Origin of the sequence: Streptomyces sp. NPDC020845 (assembly GCF_044334165.1) — a bacterium.
Taxonomy (GTDB): Bacteria; Actinomycetota; Actinomycetes; order Streptomycetales; family Streptomycetaceae; genus Streptomyces.
The window spans coordinates 220,512-244,145 of the sequence record NZ_JBIRSJ010000020.1; the positions used below are offsets into that span (position 1 = coordinate 220,512).

24 protein-coding genes and 1 pseudogene are annotated in these 23,634 nt (G+C 70.7%); 16 read left to right on the forward strand and 9 right to left on the reverse strand.

Features of this window, described 5'->3' with window-relative positions; translation table 11 throughout:
* Positions 1 to 4: 4 nt before the first annotated feature.
* Positions 5 to 1,054: an ABC transporter substrate-binding protein gene (locus ACH4U7_RS42955; RefSeq protein WP_398533211.1), complete on the forward strand. Its 1,050-nt coding sequence runs from the start codon at positions 5 to 7 to the stop codon at positions 1,052 to 1,054.
* A gap of 42 nt (positions 1,055 to 1,096) precedes the next feature.
* Here ACH4U7_RS42955 and ACH4U7_RS42960 read toward each other — a convergent pair whose 3' ends face one another.
* The 5 genes from ACH4U7_RS42960 to ACH4U7_RS42980 form a co-directional block, all read right to left on the reverse strand.
* The gene (locus tag ACH4U7_RS42960) at positions 1,097 to 2,359 is read right to left on the reverse strand and encodes an MFS transporter (RefSeq protein WP_398533212.1); all 1,263 of its coding nucleotides are present in this window, start codon (positions 2,357 to 2,359) and stop codon (positions 1,097 to 1,099) included.
* The gene (locus ACH4U7_RS42965; protein WP_398533213.1) at positions 2,356 to 3,165 is read right to left on the reverse strand and encodes an LLM class F420-dependent oxidoreductase; all 810 of its coding nucleotides are present in this window, start codon (positions 3,163 to 3,165) and stop codon (positions 2,356 to 2,358) included. The genes ACH4U7_RS42960 and ACH4U7_RS42965 overlap by 4 nt, the downstream gene beginning before the upstream one ends.
* A 40-nt stretch (positions 3,166 to 3,205) precedes the next feature.
* Entirely contained in the window at positions 3,206 to 4,222 is a 1,017-nt protein-coding gene (locus ACH4U7_RS42970; protein WP_398533214.1) for a zinc-binding dehydrogenase, read from the reverse strand.
* A 113-nt stretch (positions 4,223 to 4,335) separates the two neighbouring features.
* Entirely contained in the window at positions 4,336 to 4,557 is a 222-nt protein-coding gene (locus ACH4U7_RS42975; RefSeq protein WP_398533215.1) for a DUF397 domain-containing protein, read from the reverse strand.
* A complete protein-coding gene (locus ACH4U7_RS42980; protein WP_398533216.1) occupies positions 4,554 to 5,393 on the reverse strand; it encodes a Scr1 family TA system antitoxin-like transcriptional regulator in 840 nt (279 codons plus the stop codon). Before ACH4U7_RS42980 ends, ACH4U7_RS42975 begins: the two co-directional genes overlap by 4 nt.
* A gap of 237 nt (positions 5,394 to 5,630) precedes the next feature.
* Here ACH4U7_RS42980 and ACH4U7_RS42985 point away from each other — a divergent pair, with 237 nt between their 5' ends.
* From ACH4U7_RS42985 to ACH4U7_RS43005, 5 genes are all read left to right on the forward strand, one after another.
* Positions 5,631 to 5,957, forward strand: coding sequence for a hypothetical protein (locus ACH4U7_RS42985; protein WP_398533217.1), 327 nt, complete (start codon positions 5,631 to 5,633; stop codon positions 5,955 to 5,957).
* Positions 5,958 to 6,107 (forward strand): hypothetical protein, encoded by a 150-nt coding sequence (locus tag ACH4U7_RS42990; protein WP_398533218.1) that lies wholly within the window; start codon positions 5,958 to 5,960, stop codon positions 6,105 to 6,107.
* Positions 6,104 to 6,370 (forward strand): hypothetical protein, encoded by a 267-nt coding sequence (locus ACH4U7_RS42995; protein WP_398533219.1) that lies wholly within the window; start codon positions 6,104 to 6,106, stop codon positions 6,368 to 6,370. Before ACH4U7_RS42990 ends, ACH4U7_RS42995 begins: the two co-directional genes overlap by 4 nt.
* Before the next feature lie 89 nt (positions 6,371 to 6,459).
* Complete coding sequence (locus tag ACH4U7_RS43000) at positions 6,460 to 6,750, forward strand: hypothetical protein (protein ID WP_398533220.1); 291 nt, start codon at positions 6,460 to 6,462, stop codon at positions 6,748 to 6,750.
* A 1,154-nt stretch (positions 6,751 to 7,904) separates the two neighbouring features.
* On the forward strand, positions 7,905 to 8,810 hold the full coding sequence (locus ACH4U7_RS43005) for an alpha/beta fold hydrolase (protein WP_398533221.1): 906 nt from the start codon (positions 7,905 to 7,907) through the stop codon (positions 8,808 to 8,810).
* Positions 8,811 to 8,814: 4 nt separating this feature from the next.
* Here ACH4U7_RS43005 and ACH4U7_RS43010 read toward each other — a convergent pair whose 3' ends face one another.
* The 3 genes from ACH4U7_RS43010 to ACH4U7_RS43020 all read right to left on the reverse strand — a co-directional run bounded on the left by ACH4U7_RS43010 (position 8,815) and on the right by ACH4U7_RS43020 (position 11,416).
* Positions 8,815 to 9,264, reverse strand: a complete 450-nt coding sequence (locus tag ACH4U7_RS43010) for a hypothetical protein (protein ID WP_398533222.1) — start codon at positions 9,262 to 9,264, stop codon at positions 8,815 to 8,817.
* Complete coding sequence (locus tag ACH4U7_RS43015) at positions 9,261 to 9,764, reverse strand: RNA polymerase sigma factor (RefSeq protein WP_398533223.1); 504 nt, start codon at positions 9,762 to 9,764, stop codon at positions 9,261 to 9,263. The genes ACH4U7_RS43010 and ACH4U7_RS43015 overlap by 4 nt, the downstream gene beginning before the upstream one ends.
* 131 nt (positions 9,765 to 9,895) lie before the next feature.
* Positions 9,896 to 11,416, reverse strand: a complete 1,521-nt coding sequence (locus ACH4U7_RS43020) for a family 43 glycosylhydrolase (RefSeq protein WP_398533224.1) — start codon at positions 11,414 to 11,416, stop codon at positions 9,896 to 9,898.
* A gap of 299 nt (positions 11,417 to 11,715) precedes the next feature.
* Here ACH4U7_RS43020 and ACH4U7_RS43025 point away from each other — a divergent pair, with 299 nt between their 5' ends.
* A complete protein-coding gene (locus tag ACH4U7_RS43025; protein WP_398533225.1) occupies positions 11,716 to 12,423 on the forward strand; it encodes a hypothetical protein in 708 nt (235 codons plus the stop codon).
* A 28-nt stretch (positions 12,424 to 12,451) separates the two neighbouring features.
* Here the strand turns inward: ACH4U7_RS43025 and ACH4U7_RS43030 are convergent, their stop codons facing one another.
* The gene (locus tag ACH4U7_RS43030) at positions 12,452 to 14,023 is read right to left on the reverse strand and encodes an MFS transporter (protein ID WP_398533226.1); all 1,572 of its coding nucleotides are present in this window, start codon (positions 14,021 to 14,023) and stop codon (positions 12,452 to 12,454) included.
* Positions 14,024 to 14,353: 330 nt separating this feature from the next.
* On the opposite strand from ACH4U7_RS43030, the gene ACH4U7_RS43035 reads away from it, so the two are divergent.
* The 9 genes and pseudogenes from ACH4U7_RS43035 to ACH4U7_RS43075 all read left to right on the forward strand — a co-directional run bounded on the left by ACH4U7_RS43035 (position 14,354) and on the right by ACH4U7_RS43075 (position 23,633).
* Complete coding sequence (locus ACH4U7_RS43035; RefSeq protein WP_385621219.1) at positions 14,354 to 15,136, forward strand: LuxR C-terminal-related transcriptional regulator; 783 nt, start codon at positions 14,354 to 14,356, stop codon at positions 15,134 to 15,136.
* Positions 15,137 to 15,564: 428 nt separating this feature from the next.
* Complete coding sequence (locus ACH4U7_RS43040) at positions 15,565 to 15,816, forward strand: phosphopantetheine-binding protein (RefSeq protein WP_358641234.1); 252 nt, start codon at positions 15,565 to 15,567, stop codon at positions 15,814 to 15,816.
* A gap of 37 nt (positions 15,817 to 15,853) precedes the next feature.
* Complete coding sequence (locus ACH4U7_RS43045) at positions 15,854 to 17,089, forward strand: beta-ketoacyl-[acyl-carrier-protein] synthase family protein (RefSeq protein WP_398533227.1); 1,236 nt, start codon at positions 15,854 to 15,856, stop codon at positions 17,087 to 17,089.
* A complete protein-coding gene (locus ACH4U7_RS43050; RefSeq protein ID WP_398533228.1) occupies positions 17,086 to 18,288 on the forward strand; it encodes a beta-ketoacyl synthase N-terminal-like domain-containing protein in 1,203 nt (400 codons plus the stop codon). Before ACH4U7_RS43045 ends, ACH4U7_RS43050 begins: the two co-directional genes overlap by 4 nt.
* Positions 18,285 to 19,385, forward strand: coding sequence for a beta-ketoacyl synthase N-terminal-like domain-containing protein (locus ACH4U7_RS43055; RefSeq protein WP_398533229.1), 1,101 nt, complete (start codon positions 18,285 to 18,287; stop codon positions 19,383 to 19,385). Before ACH4U7_RS43050 ends, ACH4U7_RS43055 begins: the two co-directional genes overlap by 4 nt.
* Positions 19,382 to 20,197: pseudogene (locus tag ACH4U7_RS43060) on the forward strand (alpha/beta fold hydrolase); the annotation flags it as partial. The gene ACH4U7_RS43055 and the pseudogene ACH4U7_RS43060, both read left to right, overlap by 4 nt.
* A 114-nt stretch (positions 20,198 to 20,311) precedes the next feature.
* Entirely contained in the window at positions 20,312 to 21,337 is a 1,026-nt protein-coding gene (locus ACH4U7_RS43065; protein ID WP_398533249.1) for a hypothetical protein, read from the forward strand.
* A complete protein-coding gene (locus ACH4U7_RS43070; protein WP_398533230.1) occupies positions 21,337 to 22,641 on the forward strand; it encodes a beta-ketoacyl-[acyl-carrier-protein] synthase family protein in 1,305 nt (434 codons plus the stop codon). The genes ACH4U7_RS43065 and ACH4U7_RS43070 overlap by 1 nt, the downstream gene beginning before the upstream one ends.
* Positions 22,638 to 23,633: a beta-ketoacyl synthase N-terminal-like domain-containing protein gene (locus tag ACH4U7_RS43075; RefSeq protein ID WP_398533231.1), complete on the forward strand. Its 996-nt coding sequence runs from the start codon at positions 22,638 to 22,640 to the stop codon at positions 23,631 to 23,633. The genes ACH4U7_RS43070 and ACH4U7_RS43075 overlap by 4 nt, the downstream gene beginning before the upstream one ends.
* The last annotated feature ends 1 nt before the right edge of the window (position 23,634 follow it).

Consider the following 23,634-nt stretch of genomic DNA (forward strand, 5'->3'; position numbering starts at 1 on the left):
GTACGTGCGTTTGGTAAGGACGTCCACCAGGCACGCCCTGAGACACCGGGTCACGGGGGCGGCTCTCGCGTCGGTGGTGGCGGCGGCCACCCTGGCCTCATGCGCCGAGAAGCCAAAGGACGCGGGGGGCAAGAGCGGAGACAAGATCACGGTCGGGCTGACGTACACGCCCAACATCCAGTTCGCCCCGTTCTATGTGGCGGCCGAGAAGGGGTACTACAAGGACGCCGGACTGAATGTCGAACTGCGTCACCACGGCGCCGCCGAAGATCTCTTCGGAGCCCTGAAGTCGGGCAAGGAGGATGTCATCTACGCGGGCGGGGACGAGATGCTTCAGGCCCGCTCGAAGAATCTCCCCCTGGTGGACATCGCCACCTTTTATCAGAAATACCCCGTGGGTCTGATCGTCCCCAAGGATTCCGACATCAAGAAGCCGACGGACCTGAAGGGCCGTACGATCGGCACCCCCGGTCCCTATGGCGAGACCTATTTCGGTCTGCTGGCCCTGCTGAAAGAGGCAGGGCTCTCTCCCAAGGACGCCAAGGTGAAGAACATCGGCTTCACCCAGCAGGCGGCGCTGACCGGCAAAAAGGTCGAGGGCGTCATGGGCTACCTCAACAATGACGCCATTGCCTTCCAGGAGGCCGGCAAGGAGGTCCGCTCCCTGACGCTCGACGGAGGCGCCGAAGGCGATCCGCTGGTCGGGGTGGGAATCGGCGTCAAGGAAAAGACGCTGGACAAGCGCGGTGACGAGATGAAGAAGTTCGTCGACGCCACCCTGCGCGGTCTCCAGTACGCCATCGACAAACCCGAGGACACCGTCAAGCTCAGCCAGAAGTACGTCCCCGGTCTCGGCGACGAGAAGCGGCAGAAGAACGCGCTCGCGGTGCTCAAGGCCACCACGCCCATGATGCAGAACGACGCGGGCGAGCTGGGCACCAACGACGCCCAGAGCTGGAGCCGTATGGCCGACTTCATGTACGACCAGGGCCTGCTGGAGAAGGCGGTCACGCCTGAGGACGCGTACTCCAACGACTATCTGCCCAAGTCGTAGTCGCGGGTCGAATCCGGCCGCACCCGGCCGGGCGGCGGGAGCTCACGCACCCGCCGCCCGGTCCCGCGCCGCCCGGCGGTGCAGCGCGCCCGCCACCGCGAACGCCGCGACCGCGCCGACCGCGAGCGCGACCCAGCTGCCCGCCGCCGAGGCGTGCACGATCACGAACAGCCCGATCGGCGGCCCGGAGGCCGTGCCCAGGTTCCACGCCAGCGACGCCAGGGCGCTCGCCCGGCCCACGGCCGTCTCCCCGGACCAGCGCAGCAGCAGCGGATAGAACGCCGAGGAATACATCAGCTCGCCCGCCGCGAAGACCACCGCGAAGGCCAGCAGCAGCCCGTACCGCACCAGCGACGAGGCGGCCTCCCCGGCGAGCACCGCGCCCAGACCGCAGCCGAACGCCGCCACCCACAGCACCGGACCGGCGGCCAGCGCGACCGTCTCCGGCAGCCGCTCCAGCCGCCGCCGCAGCAGCGGCTGGAGCGCCACCAGCGCGAACGAGTTGGCCGCCACCACCACCGACACCCACCCCAGCGTGATGTCCATGTGGTCGTGGAGCAGCAGCGGCACCGTCGCCTCGATCTGGGTGAAGCCGACGATCGCGAACAGCGCCTGGGCCAGCACCAGCAGCGCCATCGGACGGGCGCGCAGCAGCGTGCGGTACGTCGGCCCGCCGCCCTGCTCGCCCTTTTCTTCCCGCACCTGGGCGGACTTCCGCGGCCGCATGGCCCAGATGGCCACCAGTAGCGGCACCGCGGCCGCCGCGTTGGCCACGTACAGCCAGCGCAGCGTCCCGACGGGAGCCTCGGCCCCGCGCAGCGCCAGACCGGCGACGACCGAACCCGCCCCGATCCCCACGTTGTTCACGATGTGCCGGACCGAGAAGGCCGTACGGCGCCCGCTCTCCGGAACGGCGGCGTCCACGACGCCCACGATCGAGGCGTAGAACAGCCCGAAGCCCACCCCGACGCACGCACCCGAGAGCAGAACCGGCACCACCGTGTCGACCGGGGCCAGCATCCCGTACCCGACCGCGAGCGCCGCGGCCCCCAGCGCCCCCACCCGGTGCGGCCCCGCCCGGTCCGCGAGCGGCCCGCCGAGCAGGGCGGCGGCGAAGCTGGCCGCCGCCATGGCGATGAAGTAGCCGCCCGCGGCCCGGGAGCCGAGCCCGAGCAGTTCGCTGATGTAGATGGAGGTGAACGGGAAGCACAGGCCGTTGCCCAGGGTGGACAGCAGCAGACACCCCATGAGCAGGCGAAAGCGCCGCCCCAGGACCTCGCGGGGCGGCGCTGCGCCAGCCGTCAAGAAGCCCGCCCGGCGCCCAGCGCCTCGCGCACCTTCAGCAGCTCCTCCACCTGGCGCAGATCGTACGGCGCGGCCAGGGACAGCACCACATGGACCGCACCGGCCTCGGCGAAGCCCTCCACGAGCGGCAGCTGGTCCGGGTTGACCATGACCGTACGGGCCACCTCACCCGGGTCGCGGCCGACGCGCTCGCACCACTGGTCCAGCACGCCGTTCAGCTCGCGGAAGTCGGCGACCGGGTCCTCGGAGGCCCAGCCGTACCAGTTCCACCAGTCCGCCTCGCGGGCCACCAGCTCCAGGGTGCGCCGCCGCCCGGCCCCGCCGATCAGCAGCGGAAGCGGCCCCGCGGGACCGGGGTTGAGCTTCCCCAGCCGCTCCTTGATCGCCGCGATGGCCGCGGCGAACGCGTCCACGCGCTCGGCCGGGCCCGGGAACGGGATGCCGTACTCCGTGTGCTCCGCCTCGAACCACCCCGCGCCGAGCCCCAGCACCAGCCGCCCGCCGCTGAGCTGGTCGACGGTGCGGGCCATGTCGGCGAGCACATGCGGATTGCGGAACGCGGTGCAGCTGACGAGCGGGCCGATGGTGGCCCGGCTGGTCTCGACGGCCATCGCGGACAACAGCGACCAGCACTCGAAGTGGTTCCCGGCCGGGTCGCCGTGGTGCGGCAGGAAGTGGTCCCAGGTCCAGATCGAGTCGACGCCCAGCGCGTCGGCCTCGCGCCAGGCGGTACGGAGCTGGTCGAGCTCGGTGTGCTGGGGGTGCAGCTGCACGCCGACGCGCAGGGTGTTCTCGTGCGGGGGCACAGTGGTCCTCTCGGTAGTGGTGGGAATGCCGCCCGCGCGGCTACGGCGTCACGACGACCCGGTAGACCGGCGTCTCCGCGGCCTGCTTCAGCGCCTTCTCGACCTCGTCCAGCGCATACCGCGCGGTGACCAGCGTCTCCAGCCGACCCGTCAGCGTGCCCCCGCGCAGCAGCTCCGCCGCCGCCCGCCAGTCCTCCGGGTCATGGCTGAAGGAACCGGTGACCGTCAGCTGGCGGCGGTGCACCTCGTAGCCGGGCAGCTCGGCCGGGGGGCCGTCGGGGGAGCCGCCGAAGAGCACGATGCGGCCGCCGTCGGCGACCGAGGCCAGCGCCACGGCGATGGCGTCCTTGGACGCGATGGTCACGAACACCACATCGGCGCGGGGCAGTTGGCCCAGATCGCCCGGGGCGACGGCGGCGTCCGCGCCGGCCGCGGCGATGGCGGCCAGCCGCTGCTCGTCCCGCTCCACCACGGACACGCTGCGCGCCTGGAGCGCCTTGGTCACGGCGAGGTGCAGATGGCCCATGTACCCGGCGCCGACCACGGTGACCCGGTCGCCCGCCCGGAAGCCACCGCGGCGCAGCGAGTGGACCACGCAGGCGAGCGGTTCGCCCATGGCCGCGACGGCCGGGTCGGTGTCGCCCACGGACCACACCCGCGACGCGTCCACCTTGATGTAGTCGGCGAGCCCCGCGCCCATGGTGATCGCGCCGTCCTCGCGCTTGTGCCCCTGGAGGGCGACGCAGATGGCGGACTGCCCCGCCCGGCAGCTGCGGCAGGTGCCGCAGCGGGGCAGCCCGTCGATGGTGACGAGGTCGCCGACGGCCGGCATGTCGTCCAGCCCGGCGGCCTTGGCGCCCACGCGCTCGACCCACCCGGCGATCTCATGGCCGGCGGCGGCGGGGTAGACGGTCATGCGTCCCGCGTACAGGTTGGCCTCCATGGTGCACACCCCGCACGCGGCGATGCGTACCAGCACCTCCGAGTCGCCCACGTCCGGCACAGGTATCTCTCTGATTTCCACCTGTCCTGGCGCGGTGATGACAGCTGTACGCATGGGAACTGCCTTCCGAATTACGGTCGTTGTGCCCGGAGGCTATGCCTGGGTTACGGACCGAGGCAAGGAAAAGATCACAAGCCGCGTGCGTCGGAAGGGAGTTGTCGGGCGGATCAGGTGGCGGGGAACTCTCCGCACCGTATGGCGGAGACGAACGAGGACCAGCCGTCCGCGGAGAAGACGAGTGCCGGACCGTTCGGGGCCTTGGAGTCCCGGACTGGTATCACACCGGACGCGGCGAAGGTGGGGGAGAATTCGACGCACTGCCCCCCGTCGCCCCCGCTGTAGGACGACTTGACCCACTCGGCGACGGTGAAATCGAGGTCGGCGCTCATGATCCGTACTCCTTCAACAGGGTCCTGATAAGGGCTAGCGATTCGCCTGGGGACAACGCATGTGCCCTCAGCCGATCGTAGTTATCCATGGCGCCCTCAACCGTCCTGGCCGAGTCGTACAGCCTGCCCCCTTGCGGCCCGTCCGAGTAAAGCACGGTGGGTGAGTCAGCGAACATCAGCAGCGTAAACGGCATCATGGCGTTCGTGGCAGGGGCTCCTGCCGAGAACGGCATGACCTGGAGGTCTACCTGCTGTGACGCGACTGCCGTCAGCAGGTACTCAAGCTGCCCCGCCATGACCTCAGCGCCACCTACGACCGTTCGCAAGCACGCCTCATGAAGGATGACCCACAGGAGCGGCGGGGCGTCCCGTTCGAACACCTCGCGACGCCGTAGGCGTGCGGCAACCCTGCCCTCAATCACCTCCGCCTTCTCCCGGGGGTGGGATGCACTGAAGACGGACCGCGCGTAGTCCTCGGTCTGGAGCATGCCCATCACGAGGTTCGCGGAGTAGTCCAGTATCCGCGAGGCCTTCTGCTCCAAGTTCAGGTACGGGACGAACCACAAGGGATGGTCCCCCTCGTCAATCCGCTTCAGCAACCCAACGAACAACCCGTTCGTTCCGAACGCCAGGTCACAGCCCCTCGCGAACTTCTCACTGGGCATCTGCTTCCCAGACTCCACAGTGCTGACGTACGCCTCCGAGTAGCCCGTCGCTTTAGCTAGCTGCTTCTGCGTGAGCTTGCGGCCGAGGCGTACGCGCTTCACATCCGCTCCGAAGCGCTGAAGAGGGTTGGGTGGCTGACTGAAGTCTTCGGACGGGGTGATCTCGTCCACCACTGTGACCTCCCGATACAGAATCACGGCCGGGGGTGCCGCGCGCAGCGGACTTTGGTCCCGGCGCTGAAGTCCCCCAAGTCTATGGGATGTCGTGTTCTCTTGGTGACCGATGGACTACGCCCGGTGCGCATCCGGAGCGGTCAGTCGCCACACCACAGGCCACACGCAAGACCCCCGCAACCGCATGCACCGCGGCCCGGGGGCGTGGCCCTCAACCCCAGGAGGTTGATGAGCATGGCCCACGCTATCGCGTGGATCTTCGAAGCGCTGCTACGTCTACTGCTGCCGCCGTCGGGCCGTCACCGCGCCGCGCCGCACCAGCACACGCCGACGATGCCGCGTCCGGCCCGCGTGCCCCACGTACCCGCACAGCCTGCCCTCTCCGGGGCGCCGGACGACCCCGCTCCCGCCATGGTCCGGCCGTACGTCCTCGCACACGAGCAACGGCAGGAGCGCGCTGCGCGCCGACTGCGGCGGCAGCGTCGGCGGACGCTTTGGCTGGCCGTGCACGGAATCGACATCGGCCCGCGCGTCATTCATGGCGTCAGGGTGGTGGCGTAGATGAGCACTCCGACAACGCCCCCACCGCAGCAGGGACAGGACGACGGACCGCAGGGCGGCGACGATCGGCCCACCCTTGAAGAACTGTGGCAGCAGTCCGCCGCCCTGAGCGAGCAGATTGCCCAGCACCTGGGGCGGGGGCCGAAGTGACAAGAAGAACCGGCACCCCGCACAGCCTCGCGGTCGGCATGGTGGTCTACGACCGGCATTACGACATGCCCGGCACGATCACCGACTTCGTAGGGCCATTCGTCTGCCTCACCCGCTCCACCGGCCTCACCTGGCGCTCGCCCCAGGCATCCGTACGGCCCGCCACCACGTACGAGCGGCGGCAGCTACGGGCCATCGCGCGGCTCCATGCCCAGCGCCAACGAGGCATCGCCCCAGCACAGATGCCGCCCGCTGCCGGGTGACCACCCTTTCGGTTTCCCATGGGGCACCCCGGCAGGGCCCCGCGCAGACAGCACTCACCGAACACTTCGCCAGAGCGGACGATTGCCCCATGCCACATGGCCCCTGGCGCGCCGAATGGACGTTCATCAGCGAGACCGGGGTCACCACGGGGACCGCCCACACGCCACGGTACGTCGATATCCGCACCGCCGTATTCAAGGCCGCCGACGAGTCGCGACGAGATCTGTCCTATGGGGAGGCTGCCGAGAGAGACGGGCCCTGGAAACTCCTCGTCGCAGCCCTGTACTCCGAAGCGATGCTCACGGCGGACGAGCTTGGCGCGTGGCAGTACGTGAGCCCGGACGGCTGGGCGAACGTAACCATCCGATTCACCCCGTAGCCGCCGCTGTCGCCCCCCGGCCGGTGTCGGGCGCACCATCTGAGCCCGCTCGGGCGTGAAAACCCGTGGCCGGCTCCAGCGGCGCGCTGCCGATCACGGCCTCGACGTTCGCGGATCTGGACTCAGGACGGGCTCCGCTGCGCTGCGCCGCGACTGCTGCCGGGCGGTGGACGAGTGAGGGGACCAGCGGTGTGCTGATCTGGGGCGTGGGAGCGTGACGGACAGGCCGGCGCCGTGGGGCGGCATGGTCCGGTCGCCGAGTGCCGGTATCGTCTCGCGCCTTTGGCGCAAAGCGGCCAGTAGCGGGAAGGGGAGGGGGACTGGGGGCATCGTCGCGGTCCGGCCCAAGGGGGCGTCACCTGCTGGCGGGTGGCGGAACGGTGGTTGGGCGTCCGGAGCGGTGGAGGCCGGTCCGGTTGGGGCCTCCCCCCACCTGCTCTTAAAAAAATGCTTGCCCTACATCAAGTACTGCATCAAGCGTTTTTCTGAGAGAGGGCGGGGGGGAGAGGCGATCCCGTTCCCCGGTGCCCGCCCATCCGTCGCGCTCCCGCACCCCCGGTCCAGCGCACCGCTGGGCTGATCGGTCGGCCATCGCGCGGCAGCGGCTGCGGCGGAGCGCAGCGGAGCCTCTTTGAGCTCAGCCGCCCGCCGGGCTGAGGAATCGGGACGTTGGGTCAGCCGCCCCCTTTCCCCCTTCTCGCCGGCGCTTTGGACCCGGAGGGTCCGAGACGAAACCCGCACCCGCGCGAGCCGAATGCCGCGAGACGGCGCATCGGCGCAGGCGAAGCGCAGGCGAAGCCAACGCGCAGCGAAGCGAAGCGCACCCACACCCGTACCCGCGAAGGGCCCCTGTACGCGTTCCTGGAGGACCGCTGCCTCGTCCGCCCCCCAGATGGCGGACTTGACCGCGCGCAGCGGCGATGGCGGCCGGGACTGCGGGTAGGTCTGGGCCGACTCCTCGACCTGACCCCACGTCCTTGGGAGCCCACCTCCGCGGCAGCTCCAGCACCATGTCGGCTCGCACCCTGGCCGCGTCCGCCCAAGCTGCTGCGTCCGCCCAAGCGGAGTCGCGGGGAACGTTTTGGCTCGGTGCTGCCTCCTGGCATGCCGAAGCGGGCCCTCAGGAGACCCGCCGAAGGCGAGAGGTGTTTCCCATGACATCGAGCACAACCTCGGTCACGGCCGCCGTCGACAGACCGCTCCCGAACGCCGAAGGGGCGGAGCACAGCCGGCTGGAGGTGCGCGGCGTCCGGCTGCATGTCGCCGAGTACGGGACCGGGGCGCCGGTCCTGCTGCTGCACGGCTTCCCGCAGCACTGGTTCGCCTGGCACCGCGTCGCCGTCCTGTCGGCCGCCGGACGACGGCTGATCTGCCCGGATCTGCGGGGCTTCGGCTGGTCGGAGCAGACCCGGCGCGGTTACGACATCGACAGCCTGTCCGACGACATGCTTGCGCTGCTGGACGCACTTGGGCTTGATCGAGTGGGCCTGGTCGGGCACGACTGGGGTGCCCAGGTCGGCTTCCGGCTGTGCCTGCGGGCACCGGAGCGGTTCACTGGTCATCTGGCGCTCAACATGGCGCACCCGTGGGCCCGGCAGCGGGCCATCCTGCCGAACCTGTGGCGGCAGTGGTACACCGCCTTCATCGAGTATCCGGTGATCGGCCGGGCCGTGCTGCGCCGCTGGCCGGCGTTCGCCCGCTTCCTGCTGCGTCACCAGGTCGCCGACCGGTCGGTCTGGCAAGCCGATGAGCTCGCGGAGTTCAGCGCTGCGGCTCAGGCCAGTGCGCACGCCGGGCAGGCCATGTTCTGGCAGTACGTGGTCCGGGAGATCCCGGCGCTGCTGCGCGGCACGTGGCGCGGGCAGCGGCTGACCGTCCCGACCGTGCTGCTGGGTGGTGAGCGGGACAACGTGATACCGCCGTCCATGCTGGCCGGGGGCGAGAGCCATGCGGACGATCTCACCGTACGGATCGTGCCAGGCGTCGGCCACTTTCTGCCGCGGGAGAGTCCCCATGTGGTCGCCGGGGCGATGAGGGAGCTGTTCGTGGCGGGTCGTTGAACGACTATGTGCGCAGGGCCGCCCGGAGTGCGACCTTCCGGATGAAGGCCCGACTGCGGCGGGCCCCGAGAGCGTACGCCCACTGAATCGGCCGCAGGGCGGCGGGACGCGCCGCGCCGAGCATGGCGAAGCGCGTGCCGTCGCCCTCCGGTACGGCGGCCATACCCCCCACCACGAGTCGCGACTGCATCAGGCACCAGCCGGGAGCCAGCCGCACGTCGAAGGCGCTGCGGCAGCCCAGGGGGCCCACCGCCAGGGCGCGCTTGCGCTCGGCGTCGCCGGGCGGGACGCGGAACTCGCGCAGCGCAGGCACGAGGTGTGGCAGCTCGCCCGCCAGATCCGAGGCGACCGCCCATACCTTGTCGTACGGCAGCTCCAGGCGCTCCTCCGCGTACAGCGTGGTGTGCAGGCCCGCGGCCATCAGCCGCAGCCGGGTCACGGCATCAACGCTCATTGCTGCCACGCCTTCCGGAATGCCGAACGGGCGCGGTGGAGGCGTGACTTGACCGTGCCCGGCGCGATACCCAGGATCTTGGCCGCACTACGTTCATCAAGCTCCTCAAGCTCGCGCAGGACGAGCACGGCGCGATGATGCACGGGCATCCGCGTAAGCACGTCCCGTACCTGCGCCGACAGCTCGCCGTCACCGACGCCGACGAGAACGTGCAGGCGGGCGACTTCGTCGGGATCGACGGCCCGCTCGACGGCGGTGCGCCGCGCCACCCGCACCGCCTCGCGCACGGTGACCGTGCGTACCCATCCGTAGAACGCCTGTGGATCGCGCACCCCCCGCATCCCGACGAAGACCGCGGTCAGCGCCTCCTGAACGGCGTCCTCGCAATGCGACAGGGCGATCGGCCGGCACAGCCGGGTCACATACGGCGTCACCACGGTCAGCACCTCGTCCATCGCCAGCACGTCGCCTGCCTGTGCCGCCCGCACCAGCGCGGCCACGGCATCCCACGGCGGCTGAGGTTCTCCTGCTGAGCCGTCCATCCCCGCGGACACTACTGCCTCGAGGCTGGGCGCATGACGCGGGGTGGCCGTGATCAGTCTGTGCCGAACGATCTGGACGCGGCCCCGCGTCAGGCGGTCGTCGGTACCAGCCGCCACTGCTGGCAGTTGTTGTTCAGCCAGCTCCACTGGCGTACGTCGGCACCGTCCGCCGTGCCGCAGTCGGTCACGTCGGCGACCTTGCCGCTGTTGGCGTTGGTGATCCGGACGTAGTCACCGCCGGTGTAGATCAGCCGGGACTTCTGGCAGTTGTTGTTCAGCCAGGACCACTGGCGGATATCGGCGCCGTCGGCGGTGGAGCAGTCGGCGGTGTCCAGGACCTTGCCGGTGGCCACGTTCACCAGGCGGCTGGTGTCGTCGCCCATGTCCTCGATCCGCCACTTCTGGTTGGCGCCGCCGGTGCACGTCCACTGGAAGATGTTGGCGCCGTCGGCGGTGTTGCCGCCCGATACGTCGAGGCATTTGCCGCTGTTGCGGTTGACCAGCGTGTAGGCGGTGGGCGTGGTGGCCGTTTCGCCGGACGGGCCGGGGAGCGAGGTGCCGAGGGCTACGGGGGTGCCGAAGTTCGGTGTGCCGTCGGCGTTCCAGGTGAACTTCTGCGCCCGTGTCGTACGGCCGTTGCCGCAGCCGCCGTTGGCCGAGTTGTTGCCGTGGTAGACGATCCAGTTCTCGGTGCCGTCGGGGGAGGTGAAGAACCCGTTGTGGCCGGGGCCGTAGACACCGGCGGCGTCATTGCGCTGGAAGACCGGCGTCTGCTTCTTGGTCCAGGCGGCGGGGTTCAGCGGATCGCTGCCGGTGAGCTCCAGTTGGCCGAGCTTGTAGTCGGGGGTCTGGCAGGAGCTGGCGGAGAAGGTCAGGAAGGTGCGGCCGTTGCGGTACAGCGGCTCGGGGCCTTCGTTGACCGGGTTGCCGGAGGTCTCCCAGCTCAGGGTGGGGCTGGAGATGATGGTGAAGGTGGAGCTGGAGAGCGTGTACGGATTGCTCAGCGGCGCGATGACCAGGCTCTGCGCGCTGCCGTTGATGAAGCCGCTGCCCACCAGGTACAGCTTGCCGCCGTGGCGGAGCACGCTGGCGTCGATGAGCCAGCCGTCGGGGCCGAGGTTGGCTCCGGCGAGCTTGTTCTTGTAGGTGTAGGGGCCCATCGGGTCGGAGCCCGCGCTCTCCAGGACATGGGTGCGCTGGGAGTCGCAGCAGGCGGTGCCGCGGTTGCCGGCCGAGTAGTACAGGTACCACTTGCCGTCGAAGAAATGGAGCTCGGGCGCCCAGAAGTTGGAGTTGCGGCCCGAGGTGGCATCGGACCACACCTGGACGCTCGGCGCAGTGGAAAGACCGGCCAGCGTGGGCGACTTGCGCATGGTGAGCTCACCGGTGAAGGAGGTCGTCACCAGGTAGTAGTTGCCGTTGTAGTACTCAAGCCAGGGGTCGGCGCCCTTCTGCGCCTTGACCGGGTTGGTGTACGGCCTGCCGTCGGCCGCGGCGGCGGGCTGCGCGGACTGGACGGTGGCGGTGACGAATGAGGCGAGCAGGGCCAGTACTGCTGCCCCGAGGGTCAGCCAGTGGCGTGCGCGGGCGCGGGCATGGGTGCGGAGCACGACAAGTCCCTTCCGGCGGCGGCGCGTTCGATATTGCGAACGCTGTACGTAACTTCGGCCAGAAGGTAGAGGTGGGCCGGATGGGCGTCAAGAGATCGGGCGGACGCAACTTCCGCCGCTCCGCGCCGAGTACGGCCGGCGCTCCGAGCGGTTCGGCTGATGGATCCAATACGCTCCCGGGAGTACCCGCTCGGCCTTCCCGCGTGGGACGTTCAACGGGAGCCGGACTGTCATGGTGAAGGCGCCGGGTCAGGGACTTCCGATCCGGCGCCACCACTCATCGGGGAGGGGTTGCCTCCGTGACCACCGCCACGCTCACCCGCGCGAGCGCTCAGCGCCGGGACTTCGGCGCTCTGAGCGGAGTGCTGTACGTCCTGTTCTTCGTGGCCAGTCTCGTCATCGCCGGGGCGCTGGGCCCGTCCGGAGCGGTGACGCCGTACTCCAGCGACGCGGAAGTGCAGGCGTATCGGCTGAAGGACCCGGCCGCGCTGGAGGATTTCCTGCGCATTCTCGGCCTGTTCCAGGGATTGTCCGCGCTCGCGCTGCTGGCGTTCGTCCCCTGGCTGACCGCGTTCGTACGCAGGCATGGCGGTCAGGCCCGGGCGGGCGCGGTGCGCGCGCTGGCCACCGTCGCGGGAGCGCTCCTGCTGCTCTCCGCGAGCACGAGTTGGGTTCTGGCCCAAGTCGGCTCCAAGGCGGAGCTGTCCACGTATCGGGCCATCTCGGATCTGTCGTTCATCACCGGCGCCGGCCCGGCCATCGCCGCCCTGGGCCTGGCGATCTTCCTGGTCGCCGCGACGGGACGCGCCAGCCGAGCCTTGCCCGTCTGGGTCGCCTGGGGCGGCATGGTGGTCGGGGTGGCCAGTGTGCTGTCGATGAGCTCCCTCGTCACGCAGGGCGGCTCGGTATTCATCCCGGTCGGTCGCTTCCTCGGCTTCGTCTGGTTCGCCGTGGTCAGCGTGTTGCTGTACGGGCGGGCGCAGCGGGCGCAGCAAGCGAACGGGTGACGTCGATCCGTGGAGACGAACCGTGCCGTCAGCCGTTTTCGGCGGCGCGCTTGGGAAGGGGGGCCCGGCGGAACGTCCACCAGATGATCGCGGCGCCGAACACGGCCGCGGCGGCGCCGACGACGGACGCGACATGCATGGCGTGGACGAAGCCCTGGTCCGCGAAGTCGGACAGCCGGGGCAGGGACAGCCGCTGGGCGAGCAGCCGGGTGGCCTCCGGCGACTCCCCGGCGGCGTCGGCCTGCTCCGCGGACAGGCCGTCCAGCTTCGGGGTGATCTCGTTCCGGTACACCCCGGCCAGGACGGAGCCGAGGACCGCGACCCCCAGGACGCCGCCGATCTGCCGCATCGAGTTGTTGACGGCCGAGCCCGCACCGGTCCGGTCGGCGGGCAGGACGGACATGATGGCCTCGGTGGTGGGGGCGACCGCGGCGCCCATGCCCAGGCCCTGGAGGACCAGGAAGACCCAGAACAGGCCCAGGCCGCTGTTCTCGTCGAGGAAGACATAGCCGAAGAAGCCCACCGTGGCGATCAGCATGGCGCAGGTCACCACGGCCCGGACGCCGTACAGCCGGACCAGCCGGGCCGACAGCGGGGCGCCCAGCAGCACGCCGAGGGCCACCGGGGCGATGGACAGTCCGCACTCCAGCGGCGTCTGGCCGTGGACGCCCTGGAGATAGAAGCTGGTGTAGTACATCGAGCCGTTCACCCCGAAGAAGGTGAGCATCACCGCGACGCTCGCGCCGGTGAACCGCACGTTGCGGAACAGCCGGACGTCGAATCCGGGACTCGACACGCGTAGTTCGATCAGAACGAAGACGGCGACCAGGACCGTGCCGCCGGCCAGCGAGCCGAGGACGGCCGGGCCGGTCCAGTCGTTGCGGTGGCCGCCCTCGATGACGCCCCAGACGACGGCGAACAGCCCGGCGGTGGAGAACAGCACACCCAGCGGGTCGAACTTCTTACGGACCTTGGCGACCGCTCCGGGCAGATAGACGAACGAGCCCACCGCGCACAGCACCACGATCGGCACATTGACCAGGAAGATCGCGCCCCACCAGAAGTGGTCCAGGATCGCGCCGCTGATCATCGGGCCGGTGGCGATGGCGATACCGCTGGAGCCGGACCAGATGGCGATGGCCATGGCGCGGTGGCGCTCGTCGAAGACCTGGGCGATCAGCGCGAGCGTCGCGGGCATGATCAGGGCGCTGCCCAGACCCATCACCCCACGGGCGACGATGAGTTCGTCGGCCGAGCCGGAGTAGGCGGCCCAGACGGAGGCGGCGCCGAAGACGAGCATGCCGATGAGCAGCAGCCGGCGGTGGCCGTACCGGTCGGCGAGCACCCCGCCGGTGAACAGCAGCACCGCGAAGACCAGCGTGTACGAACTGATGCTCCACTGGAGCTGGTTCGGGCTGGCGCCGAGACCTTCGTCCGGGTCGGCCAGGGTCTTCAGCGCGACGTTGAGCACGGTGTTGTCCAGCCATACCGCCAGTTGGGACAGGACGAGCACCGACAGAGCGAGCCATTGGCGGCCGGTCGGCGACCGAGGCGGGTCGGCCGGCGCGGCGGCGGTGGTCGCGGTGTTCTGTGCAGCCATGTGTGCGGCGCCTTTCGGGACCCGGGGATGGGTGGGTCCGCCGTCGTACGGCAAGGGACTCGTGCTGGCTTGAAGCGAAGTTATCAATGGGGACCGGGAGCCGCAGCCTCTTGGGCACAAGGACAAGGCTTATCTCGGCCTGAGTGAAGCCTGAGAACCGGTATATTCCCGCCGATGATAGGGCTCGTATACCCCACTGGGTATGCCTTGCGATCGGGTGCGCACCCTCGTTACTGTGCCGAAAAAGGAACCGGGGGGTGTCCTTTGAGCCAATTTCGAATTCAACAAGACGACGGTACGCCCATTGATGGAATTGAGGGGGAAGTGGGCGTGAGGGGGGCGATTCGGGCGGAGCCGGAAACGGGGGCCGACCACCTCGAACAGACCCTCGGGCAGGCGCTGCACCTGCTCGAGTCCGCCGTGCGCCACCACCGGCGCGCCACCCTCGCCTGTGTGACGGCCGACCTGCCCGTGGAGGGCGAGGCCGTGGCCGGATGGGTGGCCCGGCTGGTGCTGCGGGCCGAAGAGGACGTGATCTGGTCGCTGCCGGAGGTCGCCTCCGACGAGCACGCCAAGCTGACCGCCCAGACGTTCGCGCAGCTTCTGGACAAGGGCGTCCGGGTCAGGCTGCTGTGCCCGCAGGCGGTCATCCGGGGCGCGCGCTGGCAGCGGACCGTGGGGGAGCTGGGGCCCCGCGTGGAGGTGCGGGTGTCCAGCGCCGTACGCCAGGAGCTGGTCGTGGTGGACGGCGCCGCGGTCATCGCCCCCGACGCGGCGCCGGGGGAGCCGGGCGGGTCCCGGGCCTCGATGATCCAGAACTCGACCGTGGCCGACATGCTGTACGGGCTGCTGTGCGGCATGTGGGACGCGGCGCAGCGGCCGACCCGGCCGCTGTCCTTCGAGGGCGGGGCGCGGGGCAGGGTGCTGCGCGAGGTCCTGACCCTGATGGCAGAGGGGTACAAGGACGACGCGGCGGCCCGGAAGCTCGGGCTTTCGGTGCGTACGTACCGGCGCTATGTGGCCGACATCATGCGGGACCTGAGGGTCGAGTCGCGTTTCCAGGCCGGAGTGCGGGCTGTGCGCGCGGGGCTCATGGAGCCGTACCCCGACTGAGCCGCGCAACGGTCCGCCCCCCCGCAGGGCGATATGGCTCGATCTCATGGGTTCCAGGGTCTTTAGTAGTCCCCCTAGAGATATGCCGCGGCCGCGCGCGCCGCGGCCGTCCGGTGTGGCCTGAAGCTGCCTCGAGCTGCCTGAAGCTGCCTGGCGGAGCCCCGGGCGGGCCACCCGCGCGGCTTTGCGGGCGATACGGTCCTGTCCGTACCCCTTTTGCTGGCAACTTGCTGCAGCTTTACTGCGTACAACACCTGTGAACGGCCCATGGGCGGCAGGTTTATGACAGCCGAGGTTACCAATCGGTCACCTCAGGCGAGGGGTGTGACAGCTAGTGGACTCCGGGGTTGTCGCGATCTGGAACCGGCGCTTAGCGTCATGGGCACGTTCCTCGCTTTGCCCATGCCCAAAAATGGAGGTGCGCGGTAATGGCCGCCATCGTCGAAGAGCGCCAGGAAACAATCAAGGAAATCGTCACGGATATCCTTGAGATAGATCCGGACGAGGTCACCGAGACCAGCCTCTTCAAGGAAGAACACGACGCGGATTCGCTGCGGGCCATAGAGATTCTGGCGGCCCTGGAAAAGGAGTTCAACGTCGTCATCCCGCAGGCGCAGCTCAGCCGCATGATCAACCTCGAGGGTGTCTACGAGGTCGTCTCCGAAGCGGCCGGCTGGTAACGGACACCGTGGCGGACTCAAGCGAAGGCAGGGCGATATGCAGGGTGAGCCGGCCCGCAGGGTCGTGATAACGGGTCTCGGAACGGTGTCCGGCATCGGTGTCGGCACCGCCGAGTTCCTTGCCGGACTGCGGTCCGGGAAGAGCGCCGCGAAGCCGATCACCGCTTTCGACACCGAGGGGTTCGACCACGCCACGGCGTGCGAGATCACCGACTTCGACCCCGGCGAGTGGATCCGGCACCTCGATGTCCGGACCCTCGGCCGGGCCAGCCAGTTCTCCGTATCGGCCGCCCGAATGGCGTTGGCCGACGCCGGACTGACCGAGCACGATCTGCGGGACGTCCCGACACTGATCTCCGTCGGCACCACCGACGGAGAGTCCAGGGACCTGGATCACCTGGTCGAGGTGGAGGTCGACCAGGGGCCCGAGCAGATGGACGCCGTCGTCGCCCGCCGGGTGCCCGCCGGGCGGCTCTCCGCCGCGATAGCGCAGGAGTTCGGCCTCACCCGGGTGGAAGCCGTCACCCTCCCCACCGCCTGCGCGGCGGGGAACTACGCGATCGGCTACGGCTTCGACGCCATACGCGGCGGAGACGTGGACTTCGCACTGTGCGGCGGCGCCGACGCCCTCTGCCGCAAGACGTTCACCGGCTTCTACCGGCTGGGCACCATCGCCCCCGAGCGCTGTCAGCCATTCGACAAGGACCGCAAGGGAATCCTCACCGGCGAGGGCGCGGGCATATTGCTGCTGGAGAGCCTGGAATCGGCGCTCGCCCGCGGCGCCCGTATCTACGCGGAAGTCCTCGGATACGGCCTCAACTGCGATGCGCACCACCCCGTCGCGCCCCACCAGGACAGCGTGGCCCGCTGCATGCGGATCGCCCTGGAGAATGCCGAAGTCAAGCCGGAGGAAGTCGACTTCATCTCCGCACACGGCACCGGAACCAAGGCCAACGATGTCACCGAGGCGCGCGCCATCCGCCAGGTCTTCGGGGAGGACGACCCGCCCCGCACCGTATCCGTCAAGTCGATGATCGGCCACACCATGGGGGCGGCCAGCGCGCTGGCCGCCATCGCCTGCTCCCTCGCCCTCACCGAGGGCTTCATCCCGCCGACCATCAACCACGCGGAGACCGACCCCGAGTGCGCGCTCGACGTCGTGCCCAACCGGGCCATCGACGCCGATGTGAAGATCGTGCAGAACAACGGCCTGGCCTTCGGCGGCAACAACGCCGTCGTGATCTTCGGCAAGCGCGACACGGACTGGTCATGAGCCAGCTGGTGACCGGCGCGGGCGCCGTGGCGAGCGTGGGCGAAGGCGTCGACGAGGTCTTCGCGGCGCTGTGCGCGGGCACCAGCGGACGATGTGGACTGCGCGGCTTCGACCCGGACAGATACCGGGCGCGCCACGCGTACGAGATCGACGACCGCCCCGCCACGGGCGGCGACATACCCGGCCGCGCCACCGCGTGGCTGCTGCGCGCCGTCGCCGAGGCCGCCGCCCAGGCCGGCCTCGGCGACGATCTGAGCCGGGTGCCGGTCCTGGTCGGCACCGGCCTGCGGGAGCTGCGCTCCGCCGAACTGGCGTGGCGCGACGGCACCCCCTTCGACCCCGACCGGCTGCACTTCGGCCCCGCGCTGCGCGCCCGCTTCGGCGCGGAGCGCAGCTACACCTTCTCGGGCGCCTGCTCGGCCTCCCTGTACGCGCTCGCCCTGGCCGCCGATCTGCTGGCCACCGGCGCCGAGGACACCGTGGTCGTGGCCGGGGTCGACACCCTCACCGAGAGCATGTTCGGCCTCCTGGACCGGGTCCACGCCGAGCCGCCCGAGCGCGTCCAGCCCTTCGACCGGGCGCGCCGCGGGGTGCTGATGGGCGACGGCGCGGCGGCGGTGGTGCTGCGGCGGGACGAGCCGCAGAGGGAGCAGACGCGGGAGGGAGCGGCCGCCGGTGTGCTTTTGGGGCGGTTGCGCGCCGTCAGCATGAACTGTGACGCGCGTCATGTCACCGCCCCCGACCCCAAGGGGATCGCCGAGGCGGTGCACGAGGCGCAGTGGCGGGCAGGCGTCAAACCGTGCGACATCGACCTGGTCATGCTGCACGGCACCGGCACCCTGCTCAACGACGAGGCGGAGGCGACGGCCATCGCCGAGGTCTTCGGCCACGACGTGGGGTCGCCCCTGATGACCGCCATCAAGTCCATGACCGGCCACACCTCCGGCAGCTCCGGGCTGCTGAGCCTGATCGTCGCGCTCAAGTCGCTGTCCACGGGCCAGGTGCCGCCGACCCTCGGCCTGACCGACCCGGTCGCGGAGGCGGCGGACTTCCGCTTCGTACGGGAGCGGATCGAGGGCGCCGAGCTGAACGTCGCGCAGATCGACGCCTTCGGGTTCGGGGGCGTCAACGCGGTGGCCATCGTGGAGCGGGTGGGCGCGGGTGCGGGCGCGGGTGCGGGTGGGAGGGCTGGGTCATGACACTCAAGGCCCCGCAGAATTTCGAGGCCCCTTTAGTTTCCCCAAAAATTGTTGTCACCGGAGTCGGGCTGGCCCTGCCGGGCGCCGACACTCCCCGGGAACTGCTGCGCGCCGTCGCTGAGTCTGGTGTGGACCGGACGTACGAAGCGTTCGACACGGGCGCCCGTATCGGCCGCCGCGGCCACCGTTACAAGGACCGCGCGACCCAACTGGCCCTGTGCGCCGCGCAAGGCGCGCTGCGGGACGCCGCCCTGATCCCCGGAGACAGCGAGGAGCTGACCGTGCCGGGCGGGACGGTGGGCGTCGTCGCCAGCTCCAACCTGGGCAACCTGGACACCGCGTGCCTCACCGCCGCCGCCATCGCCGAGGACTCGGTGGCCGGCCTCAGCCCCATGGGCCTGCCGAACGCCTCCAGCAATGTGGTCGCCTCCTGGGCGGCCATCCGCTTCGGCCTGCGGGGCCCCAACCTGATGCTGTGCAACGGCGCCACCTCCGGCCTGGACGCCGTCCACTGGGCCGCCACGCTGGTGGCCGCCGGGCGGGTGCGCCGCGCGCTGGTGATCGGCGTCGAGACGCACAACGCGGTGGTGGAGGGGCTGTTGTGCGGTTCGCCGGGCGGCTCCACCTCCCCCGAAGACCTGCTGCTCGACGGGGCGGGCGCCCTCGTCGTCGAGGGCGTCGCCTGGGCGCGCGAACGGGGCGTCGAGCCCGCGGCCGTTCTGGGCCGCTACGCACGTCGGACCGAACTCGCCGCATGCGTACGGGCGTTGCTGCCCAAGGACGCCGCGCCCGGGGTCTGGTTCACCCCCGAGGGCTACGGCACGCCCCGCGACGCGCGCGCCGCTGCCGACCCCGTCCCCGACGGCGTCCCGCGACACGACCTCACCACCGCCTTCGGCCGCGCCTCCGGCGCGCTGGGCGTGCTGCAGTGCGCCGCCGCGGTCGGCTGGCTGGGCACGGCCGAGGGCCGGGCCGACGCCGGGGACGCGCTGATCACCAGCGGCGACGACACCGCGGACGCCGTGGCCGCACTGCTGCTCAGCCCTCCCGGTCGGCTCGCCGCCGCCCCCCGGCAGCCGGGCGGAGCCGCCGCATGAACACCGCAGACGCCCCGGGGAGATTCGTCGAGGTACGCCTGGTCCGCCCGGCCGCCCCTGACTCCGTCACTCCCGCAGCGGCTGAGCCAAAGGGCGCGCGAGGACCCGAGCGCCCGGAGGCGAAGCCGCTGAGAAGGAGGGTGCTGCTGTTGCACGGGCTGGCCGGTGGCGCCGCCGTATGGGACGGCTTCAGCGGACTCGTCGACCCGGCCTGGGAGGTGTGGGCGGCCGATCTCCCCTGGAGCGGCTTCTCGCGGCCCGGCTGGCCGGACCGCCCGGTCACCCACTGGGTGGCGGAGGCCGTGGCCCGGGTGCCCGGCGGTCCCGATGTGATCGCCGGCCACTCCTTCGGAGCCGCCGCGCTGCTCTCCTGGCTGGCCGAGACGTCCGCCGAGGACCACGCGCCCGCCGAGGACCACGCGCCCGCCGAGGTTTCCGGGGTCATTCTCGTTTCCCCCTTCTACCGGGCGCGCAAGCACGACTTCGACTGGGCCACGCTCTCGTTCTACGTCAACAACTTCGACCAGATCCTCGAAGACGGCCTGCGGGTGAGCGCCGGTGACCGGCTGTCCCCCGACGTACGGCGCCACATGGCGCTGAAGGTCCGCGAACACGTCGGCCCGTACGGCTGGATGCGCTTCTTCGAGACGTATCTGGCGACCCCTCGGCTGCCGGTCGAGCGCCTGCGGACCCCGTTCCTCATCGTCAGCGGGGAACGGGACAAGGCCGCTCCGGCCGCCGAGGCCATGGGGCTGGCAAAGGCGCTGCCCGACGCCGATGTGCGCGTGCTCACCGACGTCGGCCACTTCCCGATGGTCGAGCGCGCCGACGAGTTTTCGGAGGCGGTCAACGGCTTCCTCCGCACTGTTGCCGCCCGGCACCCCCGGCCGGGCGAAGCCCTTTCTGTTCCCGATGGAGTACACCTGATGACAGCTGCGGTCGCGCCGACACTGACCAAGGCCCTGCTCGCCGATACCACCACCGTGCGGCTGCGCCCCCGCTACGAGGGCTCCAATATCTGCACCTGGATCGGCTTCAAGCACGTCAACTACCTCGTGGAAGAGGCCGTGCTGATCCACTTCGCGCACTGCGGGGTGCCGGCCCGGCTGCTGTACGAGGAGTACGGGCTCGGCCTGGACATCGTCGGCCTGGACAGCCGCATCCTGCACGCGTTCCACATGGACGACGAGGCGGAGGCGGAGGTGGTGCCGGACACCTCGGCCGACGACGGCACCCTCGGCTTCCGGGTGACCATCCGGGTCGACCGCGACGATTCGACGCTCAAGGCCGTCACCTCCAAGGTGCGTGTCTCGCTGCGTACGGACACCTATCTGGACCCGCCTGTCGAGGCGCCTGAGGAGCTCGCCCCCTTCACCGTCGGCCGGCTCGGCGGGCACGAGGGCGCGGCGGAGGCGGCCGGGGCCTGTGTGGCGGCGGACGCGGTGCTGGCGGCGGGCGGGGACGAGGCGGCGGTGCTGGCGGCCCTGACCGAGGGCCGTAACGCCTACGCCTGGAAGTGGAACATCACCTATCCCTACTGCCACTTCACCGAGCGCCTTCAGATGTCCGGCTATCTGCGGCTCATGGAGGAGGCCAAGGACCGCTTCGTCCTCGACCGCGGCATATCCATCAAGACCCTGCTGGACGACCGCAAGTGGATCCCCGTCGTGCCGCACTCCGTGATCCGCGTCGTCGACGAGGCGCTGATGGAGGAAGACCTCTACACGGTCTACACCGTGGAGGAGATCTTCAAGGACTTCACCTACACCTCCCGCATGGACTGCTACGTCGTCCGCGACGACAGGCTCACGCTCACCGCGACCGGCCGGATCGTGCACGGCTACGCGGTGATCGAGAACCGCCGCGACTGGCATCTGGTCCCCTTCGACCAGCGGGTGCTGAGCGCGCTCGGCGGAAAGCTCGCGGCGCCCGGAAAGCCCGGCGGCAGCTGATGGACGCCGACACCCCCGACGTACTGGTCACCGGCCTGGGCGCGCTGAGCTGCGTGGGCTCGGGCACAGGCGCCCTGTGGCGGGGCATGCACACCGCGCGCAGTGCGCCGACGCGGGTGCCCGATCCGCTCGCGCATATGGACCATCCGCATATGTATCTGGTGCCGGAGGCCGATCTGCCGGTCGGGCCGGAGGAGTTGGACGGGCTGCCGCTGGGGCGCGCCTCCCAGTTCGCCATCGAGGCGGCGCGCGAGGCGGTCGAGAGCGCGGGGCTGACCGGGCTGGCCGGGGTGGACCCGCGCCGGGTGGCCGTCGCGATCAGCAGCGGCATGGGCGACTCCGATCTGCATGAGCGGCGGCGCGCCGGCGAGCCCGCCAAGCACGACCGCTGGGCGCCCGTCTTCCCGGTCGCCTCGGCGGTCGGCGCATGGCTCGGCGCGCAGGGCGCCAACACCAGCCTCAGCAACGCCTGCGCCGCCAGCGGCTATGCCCTGTCCGTCGCCGCCGATCTGATCCGCTCAGGCGAGGCGGACGTGGTCCTCGCCGGCGGCACCGAGGCGTACTCCCGCACCGCGCTGGCCTGCTTCAACCGGCTGGGCGCGATCGACCCCGAGCGGTGCCGCCCGTTCGCCGCCGACCGGCGCGGGACGATCTTCGGCGAGGGCGCCGCCGTACTGGTCCTGGAGTCGGCGGCGCACGCACGCGCCCGGGGCGCGAAGACGGTCTACGCACGCCTGGCGGGCACCGGCTGGAGCTGCGACGCGTACCACGCGACCGCGCCCGAGCCCGGCGGTGCGCAGATCGAGCGCGCGATGCGCGAGGCCCTACGGGAGGCGGACCCGGCCCTCGACCCGGCCCCCGGTCAAGGCCCGGACCCGGCTCCCGACCCGGCCCTGGACCCGGCGCTCGACCCGGCTCCCGATACGGCTTCCGGGGCGGCGGGCCCTGGCCCGCTCGGGTTCGTCGTGCCGCACGGCACCGGCACCGAGCTCAACGACGTCGTGGAGGCCCGGGCGCTGTCCGCCGTGCTCGGCGAGGCCGCCCCGCTCACCCCGCTCTACAGCGTCAAGGCGCTGCTCGGCCACACCGGCGGCGCGGCGGGCGCCTTCGCCGCGCTGGCCGCCGTACTCGTACTGCACCACAAGACGCTCCCGCCGAACGTGCCCGTGGGCGCGCTCGACCCCGAGTGCGAGGTGCCGCTGCCCGCCGAGCCGACCCCCATGACCGCGTCCTACGGCCTGGTCAACGCCTACGCCTTTGGTGGTAACAACGTCTCGCTCGTGCTCCAGGAGGCGTCCTCATGACCGCTGAACTGATCGTGTCGGGCGTGGGGACGGTGCGCCCCGAGGGGTTCGACTTCAAGACCGCGCTCGGCCGCCGCGGCTACAAGTACCTGCCCACCGCCTCCCAGTACTTCCTCGCCGCCGCCAAACGGGCCCTGGCCGACATCGGGCAGGACGACCCCCTGGTGGCGGTCGACGCCGAGCGCCGCGCCGCCGCCGTCGGCACCAACAGCGCGGCCGCCTCGCTGCACGACGCGATGGACCGTACGGTCATGGAGACCGGTGCCGCCGAGCTGAGCCCGGTCCTCGCCCCGTACTTCTCCATCAACCTCTTCGGCAGCCGTCTGGCGATGGAGCATGAACTCAAGGGCTTCAACGTCACCTTCGTCAGCCCCCGGGTCGCCGGTCTCGAAGCCATCGAGACCGGTCAGCGCGCCCTCGCCGCCGGCCGGGCCGGCTGGCTGCTGGCCGGGGCCACCGAACAGGTGCTGGCCGAGGACGAGCCGGGGGCGGACACCTCCGAGGCCGGGGCGGTCGCCCTGGTGCTGGAGCCGGCGGCCGCCGTCGCGGCGCGCGGCGGGCGGGCGTACGGCCGGGTGGCGGTCCGCTCGTTCTTCCTGCCGCCCGCCGTGGCCGCCGGCGCGTACGGCGCGGAGCGCGCCCGGGCGCTGATCGACGGCGCGCTCGATCCACTGGGCCATGTCGACGACGGCCCGCTGCCCATCACGGCCGTACTCGACGACTCCCCGGTGGGCCAGGCATTCGCGGCGGCGCTGGGGGAGCGGGCCGAGCGCGTGTCCGCGGGCGCCGGCTGTCTGGAGCCGGTGGCGCGGGTCGCCGCCGCTCTGGTGGACGGGTCGGGCCCGGCGCGACTGGTGCTCACCGCGGCGGCGGAGGGGAACGCCGCCGTGTGCCTCGTCACTCCCGGCGGCCCCGATACGGGAGTTGGCACAAAGGCCGAAACACAAGCCGAAACACAAGCCGAAGCACGAGCGGAAGATGGCGGAGGGTGAG

Excerpts from the sequence above, each read along its gene's own strand:
- ACH4U7_RS42970 (WP_398533214.1), bottom strand. The coding sequence starts at position 4,222 with ATGCGTACAGCTGTCATCACCGCGCCAGGACAGGTGGAAATCAGAGAG.
- ACH4U7_RS43065 (WP_398533249.1), top strand. The coding sequence starts at position 20,312 with ATGACAGCTGCGGTCGCGCCGACACTGACCAAGGCCCTGCTCGCCGAT.
- ACH4U7_RS43055 (WP_398533229.1), top strand. The coding sequence starts at position 18,285 with ATGACACTCAAGGCCCCGCAGAATTTCGAGGCCCCTTTAGTTTCCCCA.
- ACH4U7_RS42985 (WP_398533217.1), top strand. The coding sequence starts at position 5,631 with ATGGCCCACGCTATCGCGTGGATCTTCGAAGCGCTGCTACGTCTACTG.
- ACH4U7_RS43070 (WP_398533230.1), top strand. The coding sequence starts at position 21,337 with ATGGACGCCGACACCCCCGACGTACTGGTCACCGGCCTGGGCGCGCTG.
- ACH4U7_RS43040 (WP_358641234.1), top strand. The coding sequence starts at position 15,565 with ATGGCCGCCATCGTCGAAGAGCGCCAGGAAACAATCAAGGAAATCGTC.
- ACH4U7_RS43050 (WP_398533228.1), top strand. The coding sequence starts at position 17,086 with ATGAGCCAGCTGGTGACCGGCGCGGGCGCCGTGGCGAGCGTGGGCGAA.
- ACH4U7_RS43005 (WP_398533221.1), top strand. The coding sequence starts at position 7,905 with ATGACATCGAGCACAACCTCGGTCACGGCCGCCGTCGACAGACCGCTC.
- ACH4U7_RS43000 (WP_398533220.1), top strand. The coding sequence starts at position 6,460 with ATGCCACATGGCCCCTGGCGCGCCGAATGGACGTTCATCAGCGAGACC.
- ACH4U7_RS42990 (WP_398533218.1), top strand. The coding sequence starts at position 5,958 with ATGAGCACTCCGACAACGCCCCCACCGCAGCAGGGACAGGACGACGGA.
- ACH4U7_RS42975 (WP_398533215.1), bottom strand. The coding sequence starts at position 4,557 with ATGAGCGCCGACCTCGATTTCACCGTCGCCGAGTGGGTCAAGTCGTCC.
- ACH4U7_RS43075 (WP_398533231.1), top strand. The coding sequence starts at position 22,638 with ATGACCGCTGAACTGATCGTGTCGGGCGTGGGGACGGTGCGCCCCGAG.
- ACH4U7_RS43010 (WP_398533222.1), bottom strand. The coding sequence starts at position 9,264 with ATGAGCGTTGATGCCGTGACCCGGCTGCGGCTGATGGCCGCGGGCCTG.
- ACH4U7_RS43030 (WP_398533226.1), bottom strand. The coding sequence starts at position 14,023 with ATGGCTGCACAGAACACCGCGACCACCGCCGCCGCGCCGGCCGACCCG.
- ACH4U7_RS43045 (WP_398533227.1), top strand. The coding sequence starts at position 15,854 with ATGCAGGGTGAGCCGGCCCGCAGGGTCGTGATAACGGGTCTCGGAACG.